Genomic DNA, 15745 nt, shown 5'->3' with positions numbered 1-15745 from the left:
CTCCATGTTAGAAATTCGAGCGGTAGATTATAGCGATCAAACTCAGGCCAATGAACTGTTAGCCTTACTGGATGCGTACGCACGGGATCCTATGGGCGGTGGTGAAGCCCTGCCGGAGACAACCAAAGCAACGCTCATCGCAGAAATGGCCAAACGTGATGGGGTGTATAGCTTTATCGCCTATAAAGACGGCCAGGCGGTTGGGCTGGCGAACTGCGTTGAAGGGTTCTCAACCTTCGCGGCAAAACCCTTGTGCAACATCCACGATATTGCAGTCCTCGATGGGCACCGCGGTGAAGGTATCGCCCAGCAGCTGATGGATAAAGTTTGTGAAGCCGCCAAGGCACGTGGCTGCTGCAAAGTCACCCTGGAGGTGTTAACGGGCAACGAAAGTGCGCGACATGCGTATTTACGTTTTGGCTTTAAGCCCTATCAGCTGGATCCGACGTTAGGTCAGGCTGAATTCTGGGAATACAAGCTCTAGCTGGCTCAATCCTTAACCAGACCCTTTTGAATCAGGTACTGGTAGGGTACTTCCGCCGTTTGCTGGGCCAGTAGTTCATGGTCCATAAAGCGGCAAAAACTAGGAATGTCACGGGTCGTCGCCGGGTCGTCGGCGATAACCAGCAGGGTGTCACCTTCTTCCATTTTGCGAACTTTGGCCCGAATTAACATGACTGGCTCCGGGCAGCGCAGTCCGCTTGTATCGAGTTGATGGTCAGCATTTTGAAACGGGGCCATGGTCGATGCTCCAGTGAAACCAATATCGTTAACGCAGTCTGTTGTCGAAAATAATTCTAACACGACAGGTATAAAAAAAGCCGCAGCAAATCGCTGCGGCTTTCTAATTTTTAAGCGGATATTTTTATACGCGCTCGTACACGGTCGCGATACCCTGACCCAGGCCAATACACATAGTGGCCAGACCTAAGGTGGCGTCTTTACGCTCCATCAGGTTGATCAGTGTGGTCGAGATACGTGCACCTGAGCAGCCAAGTGGGTGACCCAGGGCAATGGCGCCACCATTCAGGTTCACTTTGTCTTCCATCAGATCCAGCATATCGAGACCTTTCATTACCGATAATGCCTGCGCTGCGAAAGCTTCGTTGAGCTCAAACAGGTCGATGTCGGCCAGGCTCAAGCCTGCGCGTTGCAATGCTTTTTGCGTTGCCGGCACCGGACCATAGCCCATAATGCTCGGATCGCAGCCTGCCACCGCCATAGAACGGATTTTAACCCGAGGGGTTAAGCCCAGTTCTTTCGCTTTGTCGGCTGACATGATCAGGGTCGCTGCGGCGCCATCAGAGATTGCTGATGACGTACCAGCGGTGACCGTACCATTAGCCGGGTCAAACACTGGACGCAAGCCTGCTAAGCCTTCTACGGTCGTTTCAGGGCGTACCACCTCGTCGTGCTTAACACGGTGCAGCGCGCCGTCTGCGTTATGGCCATTAATGGCATGGATTTCGTTGTCAAAACCGCCATCAATGTTGGCCTTATGCGCCAGCTTGTGCGAGCGGGCACCAAACTCGTCCTGCATTTCGCGGCTAATACCGAACTTGCGCCCCAGCAGTTCCGCGGTCATGCCCATAGAGCCTGACGCTTTAGCCACCGACTTGTTCATACCCGGGTGGAAATCTACACCGTGCATCATAGGCACGTGGCCCATGTGCTCAACACCACCAGCGATATAGATATCGCCATGGCCGGTTTGAATGGCACGGGTTGCGTCGTGAATCGCCTGCATCGATGAACCACATAAGCGGTTTACGGTAACGCCCGGAATGCTGTGCGGCAGACCAGCAATCAGTGATGAGTTGCGCGCAATATTAAAGCCCTGCTCAAGGGTTTGCTGAACACAGCCCCAGTAGATGTCTTCGATTTCGTTGACATCAAAACCCGGGTTGCGCTCAACTAAGCCTTTCATTAATTCTGCTGAGAGGTCTTCAGCACGCACGTTACGGAATACGCCGCCTTTCGAACGGCCCATTGGCGTGCGGATACAATCTACAATGACTACGTCTTTCATAATCTTCTCCGTTCGAGTTAGCTGTTTAAGTAGGATTCGCCGGCTTCTGCTTTCTTACGCAAACCGTCGGTCACCTGGTACATCTCACCTAAATGAGCATACTTGTCAGCCAACTCTACAAATTTCTTCAGACCCATGGTTTCCAGATAGCGGAATGCACCACCACGGAATGGAGGGAAGCCGATACCATAGAGCAATGCCATGTCGGCTTCTTCGGCGCTGGCTACGATGCCATCTTCGTAACAACGAATGACTTCGTTGATCATCGGAATCATGCAGCGAGCGATAATTTCGTCGGCTTCAGCGTCACCGGTCTTCTGACCAATAACTTCGTAAACCTCAGGGTTTACCTCTTTAACCGGGCGTCCACGCTTATCAGTGCTGTACTCGTAAAAGCCTTTGCCGTTTTTCTGACCGTAACGGTTGGCCGCTGCCAGTTTGGCAATAGCACCGTTTTCGTCACGTGGCATGCGGCTAGGGAAGCCTTCAGCCATAACGTGCGTGGCATGGTCTGAGGTGTCGATACCCACCACGTCACTCAAGTAGGCAGGGCCCATTGGCCAGCCAAACTGTTTTTCCATGACCTTGTCGATTTTCGGGAAGTCGACGCCGTCGTCAAGCAATAAGCTGAAGCCTGCGAAGTAGGGGAACAGTACCCGGTTAACGAAAAAGCCAGGGCAGTCATTCACTACGATAGGCGTTTTGCCCATTTGCAGAGCGTAGGCGATGACAGCTGAAATGGTATCTTCTGAGGTGTCCTTGCCACGAATGATTTCAACCAGCGGCATTTTATGGACCGGGTTAAAGAAGTGCATGCCACAGAAGCGGGCAGGATTCTTTAAGTTCGACGCCAGACGGTCAATTGAAATCGTCGAGGTGTTCGAGGTGATGATGGCATCATCAGCGACCACGCCCTCGATCTCTGCCAGCACGGCGCCTTTCACTTTCGGGTTCTCAACCACGGCTTCAACGATGATATCAACGTTCTCAAGCTCGTTGTTGTGCAGCGTAGGTACAATATTGTTCAGGGTCTGAGCGACTTTCTTTGGTGAAACTTTACCGCGCTCAACCCCTTTACCGAGGATCTTGGCCGCTTCGTTGAGACCTAAATCCAGTTGTTCCTGTTTGATGTCTTTCATCACCGCAGGAACGCCCTTAACAGCTGACTGATAGGCGATACCACCGCCCATGATACCCGCGCCTAATACGCCGGCGCGTTTGATTTGCTTGCTGGCGGATTTCGCGGCTTTCTTACTTTTCCCTTTGACCAGTTGGTCAGCCAGGAAAATACCGACTTGAGCTCGCGCTGCGTCCGTTTGCGTTAACTTTACAAACAGCTCGTTTTCGATATTCAGAGCATTTTCGCGTCCTTCGCCGGCACCACGCTCAACAACTTCGACAGCAGCATGCGGGGCAGGGTAATGCTTACCTGCTTTAGCAAAGACCAGTGCTTTGGCGGTGCTAAATGTCATTAAGCGTTCGGTGTCGTTAGCTTTCAACGGTTCAAGTTTTGGCTGACGTTTCGCTTTCCAGTCCAGATCGCCGGAAATCGCGTCTTTTAGCATGCTAATAGCCGCGTCTTTCAACTTATCCTGCACGGTAATGGCGTCGATTAAGCCAATGCTCAGGGCTTTTTCTGGCTTGTGATTGGCACCAGTGGTAATCGCTTCCAGTGCATTATCCGGACCAATTACCCGAGGTAAGCGAACCGTTCCACCAAAGCCTGGGATCAAACCGAGCTTCACTTCAGGCAGGCCAATAACTGCGGTTTCGTCGACAATGCGGTAGTCACAGGCAAGGATAGCTTCACAGCCACCGCCCAACGCAAAGCCACTGACAGCGGCTACGCTTGGAACTTGCAGGTCTTCGAGCTTGTCGAAGACGCGTGATGCTTTATGAACCCAGGTTTTTGTTTTCTCGATATCAGAAAAAAGGGTCAGGAACTCGGTGATATCAGCGCCTACAATAAACGTAGATTTGCTGCTGGTAACCAGAACGCCTTTAAGTCCGCTTTCTTTATGGAGGGCGTCTAACGCGTCACTGAATTGGTTCAGAGTCTTCTCGTCAAACTTATTGACGGAGCCTGGGGCGTCGAATTGAAGTTCGGCAATACCGTCTTCAACAAAATCGACGTGCAGGTTTTCACCTTGGTAAATCATCGTGGGTCTCCCGTTTGTTTACGGCGGATGCCGTTAACCTTTTACAACGAATAACGAATATGGTGCTCAAAGTATGGAACAAAAATGTGGCACTAATCATCCCACATTGCAACCTGGATTTAAACAGGTGTTTAAAAGCTTTCGTTGGCTTGTGCTAAGTGGCTGTCTGGCTTTTATTAGTTCCTTTTCAGTCTGGTCAGGCGAGGTCGAGCAACGTCGGCCTACTCAGCCGGATGTTCGGCCCTTACCAGAGAACCTAAGCGCGCTTCGTAGCGAGTTTGTCGAGGCGGAAAGGTCGGCCGGGCGGGCGGATGCGCAGGAATTCTTTGAGTTAACAGAACGCTTCTACCATTACCCTTTATGGCCGTACATTGAAGCCGCTTACCTCGAAGCAAACCTGAGCCTTGGGCGGGAATCCCGAATTCGGAACTTCATGCAACTCTACTACGGCACAGCGGCGGAACGGAGTTTGCGTGATAGCTGGCTACGCTATCTGGCCCGGCGCAATGATAAGCAGCGTTTCGTCCGGGACTTTGTCGATCGTGGTAGCAAGGAGCAGATGTGTCGTTATCTGGTATATCGTCTGCAGTTGACGGATGAACCAACAGACGCCCTTTGGCAAATGGTCGAGCGACGCTGGGTGCAGCCACAGAGCCAGCCGCGGACCTGCGACCCGGCGTTTACTGCCTGGCAGCAAGCCGGACAACGAACGGACGCTGTGGTCTGGGAGCGATTTGATCTTGCGATAGGTGCAGAGAACTGGGGTATGGCGCGTTATCTGCGTAGCCTGTTGACGAATGAACAAAGCATCGCGCTGGCTGACAACATTCTGTTATTGCGCCAGCGGCCTCAGCGAATTATTGAGTATCATCAATTGCCCGCTGATTCGGAACGTGCAAAAGCTCACGTGATCGCGACGGCCCTTGAGCTGGCGTGGCGTGATATCGGCGTCGTGCGGAAAGTATGGGAGGGGATGCAGGCTCATTTTTCATTTAGCGATGAGCAGCGGCAAAAAGTGAATAGCCTGGTTGGGGTTGTGCTTGCGGTGCGTGAAGAAAAAGACGCACGCGAATGGTTAGAACAGCTACCCGTTGAGGGCTTGAGTGACTCTGCGCGACATTGGTATTTAGCCACGTTGTTACGGCAACAGGATTTTACTGCAATTCTTAACCTGACTGAGTCACTGCCTGATGCCTCCACTCAATACCGCTACTGGCAGGCCCGGGCCTTAAGCGAGCTTGGTCGGCCACTCGAAGCAGAGCCCATCTGGCAGGAGCTGGCTGAACAACGCCATTACTACGGTTTTATGGCCGCTGCTCAACTGGATCTCCCTCCGAATCTGCATCGGGAGTCGGTGATTATTGATGAGGCGACCAGATCCAGGTTACTTAGCCGTCCAGAGGTACAGCGTGCCTATGAATTCCTTCAGTTAGAGCGCTATCTGGATGCGCGTCGGGAGTGGAATCTGGTACGGGCTCGACTGCCGGACGAGGAACGAGAGGTTGCTGCTGTGCTAGCAAGCCAGTGGCAATGGCTGGACCAGAGTATCCGTGAATTCTCAAACCTGGGCCTTTATTCAGATCTGGAGCGTCGCTTTCCATTAGGGTATCAGCAACTGCTGACCCAGCATTCAGGGCACTGGGGACTCGACTTAGCCTGGGTTTACGCCATTATCCGGCGGGAAAGTGCCTTTCAGCCTGATGCGCGGTCTCCAGTAGGAGCCCGGGGATTGATGCAGATTATGCCGACAACCGCGGACTATATCGAACGCAATACCCCTGGGCCTACGAACCGTCATCCTCCGCGGCTTGACCGGCCTGAGGACAATATTCGCCTGGGAACACGCTATATGGCTGATTTGCTCAGCAGAAACCGTGGTAATTGGCTACTCGCCACAGCGAGCTACAACGCTGGCTATCGGCGGGTTCAGGAGTGGGTCCCTGAAGCTCAGGTTGCGGCGGATATCTGGATTGAAACGATTCCTTATCAGGAAACCCGCGATTATGTAAAAGCCGTACTGACCTATCAGCAGATCTATGCGAATTTGCTGGGGCAGGATGACAAGCTGATGCAACACATGCATAGTATGCTTATTCATCCTGATGGAGGCATCTGCACCAATGTCGAGAGTCCAGCCCAGCTTACCTCACTTTGCTGAACACTTTTCCCAGTTACGTGAAAAATATGACCGCCTATTGATAGCTAAGGACATTGAGGTCCTGGCTATCCACGCGGGTCAGTTGAAGCGTCATTTTATGGATGACAGTGAATACGCATTCCGGGTTAGTCCTCACTTTAAAGCGGTATGTCCACTCCTGCAGTCGACCAATAGCTGGGTTCTGATGCGCCCAGAACAGAAACCGACTCTGGTGCTCTTTGCCAGTGACGACTTTTGGCACGACGCGCCGTATATCGACCAACAGGACTGGCTGAGTATGTTCCACGTGGAACTAATCAGTACCCCAGAGGCTGTGGATAAATACCTTCCTTACGATAAATCACGAACTGTGTATCTAGGCGAACACATCGAAGTGGCTCAGGCGTTAGGTATTTTAGAGGTTAACCCTGAAGCGGTGCTCAGTTATCTTCATTATGCCAGGTTATTTAAAAGCGATTACGAAATAGCCTGCATTGAGCAGGCAAACCGACTCGCAGCTCAAGGCCACGAAGCGGCGGAAGCCGCATTTTTTAGCCAGGCATCTGAGTTTGATTGCTGGCTTGCATATATGGCGGCAACCCGGCAGGGGCCAGATGAGATGCCATACAATGCTATTATTGGTTTCAATGAGCATGCGGCAACGCTTCATTACCGGGGTAAGCAGACGTTTGCGCCCGCGGTAATGCATTCGATGCTGATTGACGCTGGCGCCCAGGTTCGTGGATACGCTGCAGATATAAGTCGAACCTATGCGTTTGAGGATGACGAGTTCGCGGCAATGGTAAAAAGTGTCGATTCGTTACTGTTAGACCTGACTGCACAGATCCGTCCAAACCGTACCTATGTCTGGTTGCATGAGCAAACGTTACTGGGTATCGCTGATATTCTAAAACGCTTTGATATTGTCAGAATGGATGTCGATACCATGATATCGCGGAAGATTGTCGATAAATTCATGCCCCATGGGTTCGGCCATATGCTCGGGCTTCAGGTTCACGACACCGGCGGTAGCTTGCCTGATGCCAGTGGAAAGATAATAGCGCCACCAGCGCGCTATGCAAACTTAAAGACAACCCGTAAAATTGAACCGCGTCAGGTTGTTACACTTGAACCTGGTTTGTATTTTATTGATTCACTGATGCAGCAGTTAGCCAACGGGCCTGATGCGAAAGCCGTTAATTGGGCTAAGCTTGACGAACTTCGTAACTTTGGTGGTATCCGCATAGAGGATAATTTGCTCATTACCGAGCAGGGCGCCCGTAATCTCACTCGTGAACAAGGTCTTGCTTGATGCAGGTTCGCACAATACTTCGAATTCTAGGGCTGTTGGTTGCGCTATTTAGCAGTACCTTACTACCGCCTATTGGCATAGCCCTCTATTACAATGACGGGGGCGCGGGGGCGTTTTTCTTTGCGTTTCTGTTGAGCCTGTTGATTGGCTTCCTGCTTTGGTATCCGAACCAGAGTTTTCGTCGTGACTTAAAAACCCGCGAGGGCTTCGTCATTGTGGTGATGTTTTGGGTGGTACTGGCCTCAGTGGGGGCGATTCCGTTCTGGATGCCTGATGAATTCACACTTAGCTTCACTGACTCGATGTTTGAGTCATTTTCTGCGTTAACTACCACGGGTGCTACTATCCTGACCGGTATTGACGAGCTCCCGCATTCGTATCGTTTCTATCGTCAGCAGCTGCAATGGTTTGGCGGCATGGGAATAATCGTGTTGGCGGTGGCAATATTACCGCTGCTTGGTATCGGTGGCATGCAGTTGTTTCGGGCGGAAACTCCGGGGCCAATGAAAGACAATAAAATGACCCCCCGCATCGCCGATACTGCTAAACATCTTTGGTACATTTACCTCGGACTGACCCTTGCCTGTGCCTTTTTCTACTGGCTGGCTGGGATGAGCGTATTTGATGCCGTTGGTCATTCGTTCTCAACGGTCGCCATTGGCGGCTTTTCGACCCATGACGCCAGCCTTGGCTACTACGATAGCGGCTGGATTAATCTGGTCTGCATTGTCTTTCTATTAATCGCTGGGGTGAACTTTGCGCTTCACTTTGGTGCCGTGCGGGGGAAGACCATTCGTGGCTATCTATATGACCCCGAACTGCGCGCCTTCTTACTGATCCAGTTTGTGCTTATGCTGATTTGCGCCTTTACCCTGGCAGTCCTGCAGTGGCATGACGATATTCTTAGTTCGATTTCACATGGTGCCTTTCAAGCTGTTTCCATCGCTACCACTGCCGGCTTTACCACCGATAACTACAGTGTGTGGCCCGTATTCCTGCCGGTGCTGCTAATCTTCGCCAGTTTTATTGGAGGCTCAGCAGGGTCTACCGGCGGGGGACTTAAAGTCATCCGGGTACTGCTGTTATTTCGTCAGGGCGTGCGGGAGCTAAACCGCCTGGTTCATCCGCGCGGCGTATTCAGTGTCAAATATGGCAACCGACCATTGCCGGATCGGGTAGTGCAGGCTGTGTGGGGCTTTTTTGCTGCCTATGCGCTGGTTTTTGTGTTCATTATGCTGGCTTTCATTACGACCGGTCTTGACGACTATTCAGCTTTTGGCGCTACCGCAGCGACCCTCAACAACCTGGGGCCGGGTCTTGGTGCCGTCGCCTCCAACTTTCAGGATGTGAGCACAGTGGGTAAATGGGTCGCCATACTGGCAATGCTGTTCGGTCGCCTTGAAGTCTTTACGTTACTGGTCTTATTCACGCCGACGTTTTGGCGGGGATAACCTCGCACCGGGCATCGCCTGGTGCGGATTCAACTCGTTCAGAAGAAGAGTGCGCTAGGCTCGAACAACCGTTCAACATCGCTGACGTACTTTTTGTCGACCAGAAACAGAACCACGTGGTCGTCGGTGTGAATAACGGTTTCGCCGTGGGCAATAATGGTTGTGTTACCGCGCACAATGGCGCCGATGGTCGCGCCCGGCGGCAACTTTATTTCATTCACTGAACGACCAATCACCTTAGATGTTTTCTCGTCGCCATGCGCAATGGCCTCAATGGCTTCAGCTGCGCCTTTGCGCAGAGAGTACACGTTAACAATGTCACCACGGCGTATATGGCGCAGCAAGGCGGAAATGGTCGCGTTCTGCGGCGAAATCGCGATGTCGATATCACCTCCCTGAACCAGGTCGACATAGGCGCTACGCTGGATAAGCACCATGGTTTTCTTTGCTCCCATGCGCTTTGCCAGCATCGCTGACATGATATTAGCTTCATCATCGTTGGTTACAGCGACAAACACATCAATGTCTTCGATATGCTCTTCGCTCAGCAATTGCTGATCCGATGCGTCGCCATGAAGGACCAGGGTGTGTTCAAGGGTCGCTGAGAGGTACTCCGCTCGCTCAAGCTTGGTTTCGACCAGTTTAACCCGGTGCGTATGCTCAAGTGCTTTGGCGAGGCCGGCGCCGACTAAGCCTCCGCCGACAATCATAATGCGCCGATAGGTATCCTCAAGACGCTGTAACTCTTCCATCACGATACGAATGTTGTCGGTATCAGCGACGAAAAAGACCTCGTCGTCTGCTTCGATTACGGTGCTGCCCAACGGCCGGATGGCCCGGCCCTGACGAAAGATAGCCGCTACGCGCGCGTCTACATTAGGTATGTGTTGTTTCAGCGCGGAAATCGCGCGACCAACAAGCTTGCCACCATAATAGGCTTTTACCGCGACCAGACTGACTTTGCCCGATGCGAATTCCATCACCTGCAATGCGCCGGGGTAATCGATTAAGCGTTTAATATAATTGGTTACCAGCTGCTCCGGCGCGATTAGGTGGTCGACCGGCATGTCCTGGTTATGGAACAGCTTGTCTTTGTAGCGAATGTACTGCTCAGAGCGGATGCGAGCTATTTTGGTCGGTGTATTGAACATGCTATAAGCGATCTGGCAGGACAGCATATTCACTTCATCGGTACTGGTGACCGCAATCAGCATATCGGCGTCGTCGGCACCTGCCGCCTCCAGTGTATCGGGGTGCGCGCCATTACCAATGACCACCCGGAGATCAAACTTTTCCTGCAGCTCACTAAGCCGATGGCGATCAGGATCGATAATGGTAATCTCATTCTGTTCACCGACCAGGTTCTCGGCCAGTGTGGTACCAACTTGTCCTGCTCCAACAATGATGATTTTCATAGTGCCGGGTATATCCTATGCCATTAATGCTGCTGCTTTTTCAAGCGTGCATAATAAAAGCCGTCGTGTCCATCGATTTTCGGTAGCAACTGCCAGCCTTTGCCGGCAAGCGGGTCGACCGCCAGCCAGGCAGGAGGTGGAGGCAATTCGTCCCACTCGGCATCGCTGTTTGCGTCAATAAAACGGGTAATTTGCTGCTGATTCTCTTCTGGCAGCACCGAACAGGTGGCGTAGAGTAACTGTCCGCCTGGCTTCAGCATCGACCAAAGGTTGGTCAGTATGGTTTGCTGCAGGTCACTCAGATCCGCTATATCACTCTCTCTGCGTAACCACTTGATGTCGGGGTGACGACGAATAACACCCGTCGCCGAACAGGGTGCATCGAGCAGAATACGGTCAAAAAGCTCGCCATCCCACCAGTCGTTGGCGGTGGCATCGGCTTCGACGATAGTCGCGTTAAGAGCCAGTCGTTGAAGATTGTCTTTGACCCGTTCAAGGCGACTCGCTTCGATATCTAGTGCGGTCAGCTCACACGCCGCAGCTTCAAGTATATGCGCACTTTTTCCGCCTGGAGCCGCGCAAGCATCCAGTATTCTTTCAGTCGGCTGGGCGCCTAATAAAGGGGCTGCAAACTGAGCGGCGGCGTCCTGGACTGATACCCACCCCTGAGCAAAGCCTGGCAGGGTTGCGACATCGAGGGGTTGCTGCAGACGTAACCCGTGATCAAGTCCCGGGTAGCTATGACTTTCAATGCCTGCCTCGGTCAACAATGCCTGGTACGAGGTTGCGTTGTGATGGAGAGCGTTTACCCGCAGCCACATTGGCGGTTGTTGTTGGTTGGCGGCGATTATTTGCGGCCAACTTTGCGGGTAACGTTGCTGTAAACGTTTTTTAATCCAGCCTGGATGGTTACCGCTCAGTTCGCTCGCTGTATTTATCTCAGCTTCAAACTCATCCTGTCTGCGCTGGTAGCTGCGCAGTACTGCGTTAATCAGGCCTTTAAGACCTTGCTGGCGCACCAGTACCGCGGCATCAACGGTGGCCGAGATAGCGGCGTGGCTCGCGGTGCGCATGCTGCGTAACTGGTAGAGGCCGGCCAGTAAAAGGTAGTGAACAATGCGCACCTTTGGTTTGAGCGGCTTATCGACGAGTTGGGCAACTAACCACTCGAGTGTCGGTAAGTCACGCAGCACACCGAACGCGATGGCCTGAGCCAGTCCTTTGTCGGCCGCAGCGAGCTTATATTTCTGCGCCGCTTCAGGCAAAGCTACATTTAACGAACGCTGATGCTGAAGCACCTGCTGTAACGCTGAGGCTGCAGCGGCACGCGCTGGCGCGCCGGATGCTCCCGCATGGGGTTGGCTCATTGCGTTGCCCCGGCCTGATCAACGTGCTTACCCGGGCGAAACAGATCGGCGCGTGCGTTCAGTACATCGGCAGCGGCCATTGCTTTCTTACCGGGTGGCTGGAGCTGAGTGATATTCAACTGACCGTCGCTGGTGGCAATACAGATCCCCTGTTTATCCGCTGACACAATAGTGCCGGCAGGCCGATCGGACTTCGCATCAACAACCTCTGCGTGCCAGACTTTAAAGCGCTGGCCGTCAATGCTGAATTCGGTGCCGGGCCAGGGGTTAAAGGCGCGCACGCAACGTTCAATAAATACCGCGCTATTGTCCCGCCAATTAATCCGCGCTTCATCCTTATGCAGTTTTTTGGCGTAGGTTGCCGCGCTGTCATCCTGTGGCTCAGCGTCCAGCCCACCCTGTTCAAGCTTGGTGACCGCTTCCAATAATGCCTGAGGACCGAATTCGGCTAGCTTGCTATACAGAGTGGCGGATGTTTCCTGAGGGTCAATGGCGACACTATGCTTAAGTAGCATTGGGCCAGTGTCGAGTCCGGCATCCATTTGCATAATCGTGATCCCGGTTACTTCATCACCCGCCCAGATGGCCCGTTGGATTGGGGCCGCTCCGCGCCAGCGCGGGAGTAGCGAACCATGCACATTAATGCAGCCCAGACGCGGAACATCCAGAACGGCCTGGGGTAACAGCAACCCGTATGCCACCACCACCATTAAATCGGCTTCATACTCGGCGAGCAGACGCTGCGCATCTTCATCTTTAAGACTTGCAGGTTGTTCAAGCTTGAGCTGGTGGGTCATTGCCAAGGTTTTAACGGCGCTCGGCTGGAGTTTTTTACCGCGCCCTGCGGGGCGGTCTGGTTGAGTATAAACGGCGACAATGTCGTGCTCAGAATGAATAAGCGCGTCTAAATGACGCGCTGCAAAGTCCGGAGTCCCGGCAAAAATAATTCGCACGATGCTAATCCTCTATGCGTGGCGCGCTGCCAGTTTGGCTTCTTTCTCTAACTTTTTGCGAATGCGACTGCGCTTCAGTGGCGATAAATAGTCAACAAACAGCTTGCCTTCAAGATGGTCTATTTCGTGCTGAATGCAAATCGCGAGCAGGCCTTCAGCCTCCATCTCAAATTCGTCACCATTCCGATCCAGCGCTTTAACCGTGACCGTACTGGCACGTTCCACTTTTGCGTAAACATTTGGAAAACTCAGGCAGCCTTCCTCATTTTCATGCATCCCGTCGCGTTGAATAATGTCGGGATTGATGAAAACCAGTGGTTGGTCGTTATTTTCTGAACAGTCGGCAATAAAAAAACGTTTGTGTACGTCGACCTGAGTGGCCGCCAGGCCAACCCCGTTCGACTCATACATGGTTTCGAACATGGCGTCGATGGTAGCTCGCAGCCCGTCATCTACCTCGCCAACAGGCTTCGCGACGGTGCGTAAACGCTCATCCGGGTATTGTAAAATGTCTAACTTCGCCATGGGTAATAGTGCCTCACTTGCAATTGCTTTCGGACGTATGGTTACAGGGTTTCAGATAACACCACACGCAATGGCTTAATTTTAACCTGTACGGCGCGTAAATCCTAGTGCCGCCCTTGTGATGTCGCTAATTTGTCTGACTATATATGTTTCCACAAATGGTGAAACAAGGATGTTCGATGTTAAACGCAAATACTGAGGCAAAACTTTTAGTGGCCGCACTAAGCGACTGGATTTCGTTAACTCTGGCGCCGAGGTCCTTATTAACGCTGCTTGAAAAGCACCGCATCGTTGTCGGTGACAACATGAAGGAGCCGTTGGATGGGTTAACGTCGTTCTGGCGTCAACAGTTTCCCGGCTGCTCTGCACAGGTGCTCAAGGCCGCGGTAGCCTGGCTTGAAGAAGGGGAGCAGCGAGCGGTGGTTAGCCAGGCGTGCAGTGAATACCCTGAGCACCTGAGACAGATTGACCGCGCTCCGCCGTTGCTGTTTGTTGAGGGTGATGTGGCGCGACTGGGTAACCCCTTGATTGCAGTAGTGGGCAGTCGCCGGGCATCCCCTTATGGACTCGAGCAAACCGAACAGCTAAGCGGGGAGCTGGTTGCTGCAGGGTGGGGGGTTTGTAGCGGAATGGCGATGGGGGTCGACGCCGCAGCGCACCGAGCTGCACTTAGTGCGGGCGGGGTTACCTTAGCGGTGTTAGGCACCGGGCCAGATATCTGTTATCCCCCACGGCAGCGAGACTTGTACCACCAATTGCGAAACGATGGTCTGGTGGTAAGTGAATTTTTCCCTGGCACGGCGGCGCGAAGCGATCATTTTCTACGCCGTAACCGTATTATAAGTGGTCTTAGCCAGGCGGTGCTGGTGTGCGAAGCCAGCGCTCGCAGCGGTTCCCTGGCGACGGCACGCTTCGCACTAGAGCAAAATCGCAGCGTGATGGCAGTCCCCGGGCCCATTACCCAAAGTAGTTACGCCGGTAATCACAGCTTAATTCAGCAGGGTGCTAAACTAATTACCAGTGGTCAGGACATTTTAGATGAATTGCCGCCACTAGTTTGCAATACGCCGCTTGAAGTTTTAGCCTTGCGGCCCGATATAGTAGGAAAGCGTGTAACTGGCAAGCCGTGCTTGGCAAACGAGCAAATGTTAGCTAACGTAGGATTTGAGACCACGTCCGTTGACAGCCTGGTCGAACGTACCCGCCTGCCAGTGGCCGAGGTTATGAACCAGCTCATCAGTCTTGAGTTGGATGGATGGGTAACAGCAGTTCCTGGCGGGTATGTCAGGGTGAGGAGGGAATAAGCGATGTTTGATATCCTCATGTACTTGTTTGAGAACTACATTCATTCAGAAATGGAAGTGGTTGTCGACCACGAAGAACTGACCGATGAGTTAACTCGGGCCGGGTTTCACCACCAGGAAATCAATAAAGCACTGGCGTGGCTAGAGCGTCTTGCAGACTTACAGGACAGCGGTAAAACACCCTATCTGCAAACGTCGCCTCAGGCCGCGTTTCGGGTATTTACCGCCGATGAGCAGGCGCGCTTAGATACATCGAGCCAGGGCTTCCTGATGTACCTCGGGCAAATCGGCGTACTCGATTTCAGCACCCGTGAGATGGTGATGGATCGGGTAATGGAGCTGGATGCCAAGCAATTTAGTCTGGAAGATCTTAAATGGGTCGTGCTGATGGTACTTTTCAATGTGCCAGGTCGGGAAGATGCCTACTCGCAAATGGAAGGGTTACTGTTTGAAGAGCCAGAAGGCTTCCTTCACTAGGCCATGAGTCGACGCGACGATACCTTATTTGAGTTGGCTGAGTCGAATAACTCGGAGCCCTGTCCTCGTTGTCAGGGCTCTTTAGTTATTAAGCATATTGGCCAAAACAGCTTTTGGGGGTGTAAATCGTACCCCCAGTGCACATATACCCGATCTCTGCATGAAGAAGAGGCATTCGCTCCCGAGCCTCTGCCTGATAGCTTTTGCCCCCTGTGTGAAAAACCCCTGTTACTGAAAAAAGGCCGTTATGGGTTCTTTATCGGTTGTAGTGGATTTCCGTTGTGCGACTACATGGCAGATCCGGAGCCAGACCCTGAAAGCCCATTGTGCGATTGTCCGCAATGCGGCAAGGGTCAGTTGGTTGAACGAACAAATAAATTTGGTAAACACTTTTACCCATGTAACAGATACCCAAGCTGCAAGTTCGCGCTCAATCAAAAGCCTGTTGCACAGCCCTGTCCGGACTGTGGTTATCCGGTTTTGGTGGAAAAAGCATCTGCCGCAGGTAAACGCCTGAGTTGTCCGCAAAAGACCTGCGATTACAAGTCAAAGCCTTTATAATAACCAACTATTCACCTGTGTTTTGTTAAACGCGCGATTGTCCCGCGCTATACCT

The 15745-nt window shown here is 52.5% G+C and carries 14 protein-coding genes; 7 read left to right on the top strand and 7 right to left on the bottom strand.

The window, feature by feature from the left end; all coding sequences use genetic code 11:
- The first annotated feature begins 4 nt into the window (after positions 1 to 4).
- Complete coding sequence (locus CWE12_RS06510) at positions 5 to 484, top strand: GNAT family N-acetyltransferase (RefSeq protein WP_126788864.1); 480 nt, start codon at positions 5 to 7, stop codon at positions 482 to 484.
- 5 nt (positions 485 to 489) lie between these two features.
- Here the strand turns inward: CWE12_RS06510 and tusA are convergent, their stop codons facing one another.
- The 3 genes from tusA to fadB form a co-directional block, all read right to left on the bottom strand.
- On the bottom strand, positions 490 to 741 hold the full coding sequence (gene tusA / locus CWE12_RS06505) for a sulfurtransferase TusA (RefSeq protein ID WP_126788863.1): 252 nt from the start codon (positions 739 to 741) through the stop codon (positions 490 to 492).
- A 124-nt stretch (positions 742 to 865) separates the two neighbouring features.
- Positions 866 to 2029: an acetyl-CoA C-acyltransferase FadA gene (gene fadA / locus CWE12_RS06500; RefSeq protein ID WP_126788862.1), complete on the bottom strand. Its 1164-nt coding sequence runs from the start codon at positions 2027 to 2029 to the stop codon at positions 866 to 868.
- Between the two features lie 17 nt (positions 2030 to 2046).
- Positions 2047 to 4188 (bottom strand): fatty acid oxidation complex subunit alpha FadB, encoded by a 2142-nt coding sequence (fadB, locus tag CWE12_RS06495; protein ID WP_126788861.1) that lies wholly within the window; start codon positions 4186 to 4188, stop codon positions 2047 to 2049.
- Positions 4189 to 4315: 127 nt separating this feature from the next.
- On the opposite strand from fadB, the gene CWE12_RS06490 reads away from it, so the two are divergent.
- The 3 genes from CWE12_RS06490 to CWE12_RS06480 are packed head-to-tail and all read left to right on the top strand — an operon-like array spanning position 4316 to position 9088.
- Complete coding sequence (locus CWE12_RS06490; RefSeq protein WP_198675704.1) at positions 4316 to 6346, top strand: transglycosylase SLT domain-containing protein; 2031 nt, start codon at positions 4316 to 4318, stop codon at positions 6344 to 6346.
- Entirely contained in the window at positions 6309 to 7637 is a 1329-nt protein-coding gene (pepQ, locus tag CWE12_RS06485; RefSeq protein ID WP_126788859.1) for a Xaa-Pro dipeptidase, read from the top strand. The genes CWE12_RS06490 and pepQ overlap by 38 nt, the downstream gene beginning before the upstream one ends.
- A complete protein-coding gene (locus CWE12_RS06480; protein WP_126788858.1) occupies positions 7637 to 9088 on the top strand; it encodes a TrkH family potassium uptake protein in 1452 nt (483 codons plus the stop codon). Before pepQ ends, CWE12_RS06480 begins: the two co-directional genes overlap by 1 nt.
- Positions 9089 to 9126: 38 nt before the next feature.
- Here the strand turns inward: CWE12_RS06480 and trkA are convergent, their stop codons facing one another.
- The 4 genes from trkA to def are packed head-to-tail and all read right to left on the bottom strand — an operon-like array spanning position 9127 to position 13348.
- Positions 9127 to 10503: a Trk system potassium transporter TrkA gene (gene trkA, locus CWE12_RS06475; RefSeq protein WP_126788857.1), complete on the bottom strand. Its 1377-nt coding sequence runs from the start codon at positions 10501 to 10503 to the stop codon at positions 9127 to 9129.
- Between the two features lie 23 nt (positions 10504 to 10526).
- The gene (gene rsmB, locus CWE12_RS06470) at positions 10527 to 11870 is read right to left on the bottom strand and encodes a 16S rRNA (cytosine(967)-C(5))-methyltransferase RsmB (RefSeq protein WP_126788856.1); all 1344 of its coding nucleotides are present in this window, start codon (positions 11868 to 11870) and stop codon (positions 10527 to 10529) included.
- Positions 11867 to 12832 carry a methionyl-tRNA formyltransferase gene (gene fmt / locus CWE12_RS06465; protein WP_126788855.1) on the bottom strand — a complete coding sequence of 322 codons (966 nt, stop codon included), beginning with the start codon at positions 12830 to 12832 and terminating at the stop codon, positions 11867 to 11869. The genes rsmB and fmt overlap by 4 nt, the downstream gene beginning before the upstream one ends.
- Positions 12833 to 12835: 3 nt before the next feature.
- The gene (gene def, locus CWE12_RS06460) at positions 12836 to 13348 is read right to left on the bottom strand and encodes a peptide deformylase (protein WP_126788854.1); all 513 of its coding nucleotides are present in this window, start codon (positions 13346 to 13348) and stop codon (positions 12836 to 12838) included.
- A gap of 179 nt (positions 13349 to 13527) precedes the next feature.
- On the opposite strand from def, the gene dprA reads away from it, so the two are divergent.
- From dprA to CWE12_RS06445, 3 genes are read left to right on the top strand one after another with little or no spacing between them, the layout of a single operon-like run.
- Positions 13528 to 14652, top strand: a complete 1125-nt coding sequence (dprA, locus tag CWE12_RS06455) for a DNA-processing protein DprA (RefSeq protein WP_198675703.1) — start codon at positions 13528 to 13530, stop codon at positions 14650 to 14652.
- A gap of 3 nt (positions 14653 to 14655) precedes the next feature.
- The gene (locus CWE12_RS06450; RefSeq protein WP_126788852.1) at positions 14656 to 15129 is read left to right on the top strand and encodes a DUF494 family protein; all 474 of its coding nucleotides are present in this window, start codon (positions 14656 to 14658) and stop codon (positions 15127 to 15129) included.
- A gap of 3 nt (positions 15130 to 15132) precedes the next feature.
- Positions 15133 to 15690, top strand: a complete 558-nt coding sequence (locus CWE12_RS06445; RefSeq protein ID WP_126788851.1) for a DNA topoisomerase family protein — start codon at positions 15133 to 15135, stop codon at positions 15688 to 15690.
- Positions 15691 to 15745: the final 55 nt, after the last annotated feature.

The organism is Aliidiomarina sedimenti, assembly GCF_003986955.1.
Taxonomy (GTDB): Bacteria; Pseudomonadota; Gammaproteobacteria; order Enterobacterales; family Alteromonadaceae; genus Aliidiomarina; species Aliidiomarina sedimenti.
This window is presented reverse-complemented; position numbering and strand designations above follow the sequence as displayed.

Bases quoted from the DNA above. Each gene is read 5' to 3' on its own strand.
- pepQ (WP_126788859.1), top strand. From the start codon at position 6,309: ATGTCGAGAGTCCAGCCCAGCTTACCTCACTTTGCTGAACACTTTTCC.
- CWE12_RS06510 (WP_126788864.1), top strand. From the start codon at position 5: ATGTTAGAAATTCGAGCGGTAGATTATAGCGATCAAACTCAGGCCAAT.
- def (WP_126788854.1), bottom strand. From the start codon at position 13,348: ATGGCGAAGTTAGACATTTTACAATACCCGGATGAGCGTTTACGCACC.
- dprA (WP_198675703.1), top strand. From the start codon at position 13,528: ATGTTAAACGCAAATACTGAGGCAAAACTTTTAGTGGCCGCACTAAGC.
- trkA (WP_126788857.1), bottom strand. From the start codon at position 10,503: ATGAAAATCATCATTGTTGGAGCAGGACAAGTTGGTACCACACTGGCC.
- CWE12_RS06445 (WP_126788851.1), top strand. From the start codon at position 15,133: ATGAGTCGACGCGACGATACCTTATTTGAGTTGGCTGAGTCGAATAAC.
- fadA (WP_126788862.1), bottom strand. From the start codon at position 2,029: ATGAAAGACGTAGTCATTGTAGATTGTATCCGCACGCCAATGGGCCGT.
- tusA (WP_126788863.1), bottom strand. From the start codon at position 741: ATGGCCCCGTTTCAAAATGCTGACCATCAACTCGATACAAGCGGACTG.
- fadB (WP_126788861.1), bottom strand. From the start codon at position 4,188: ATGATTTACCAAGGTGAAAACCTGCACGTCGATTTTGTTGAAGACGGT.
- rsmB (WP_126788856.1), bottom strand. From the start codon at position 11,870: ATGAGCCAACCCCATGCGGGAGCATCCGGCGCGCCAGCGCGTGCCGCT.
- CWE12_RS06450 (WP_126788852.1), top strand. From the start codon at position 14,656: ATGTTTGATATCCTCATGTACTTGTTTGAGAACTACATTCATTCAGAA.
- CWE12_RS06480 (WP_126788858.1), top strand. From the start codon at position 7,637: ATGCAGGTTCGCACAATACTTCGAATTCTAGGGCTGTTGGTTGCGCTA.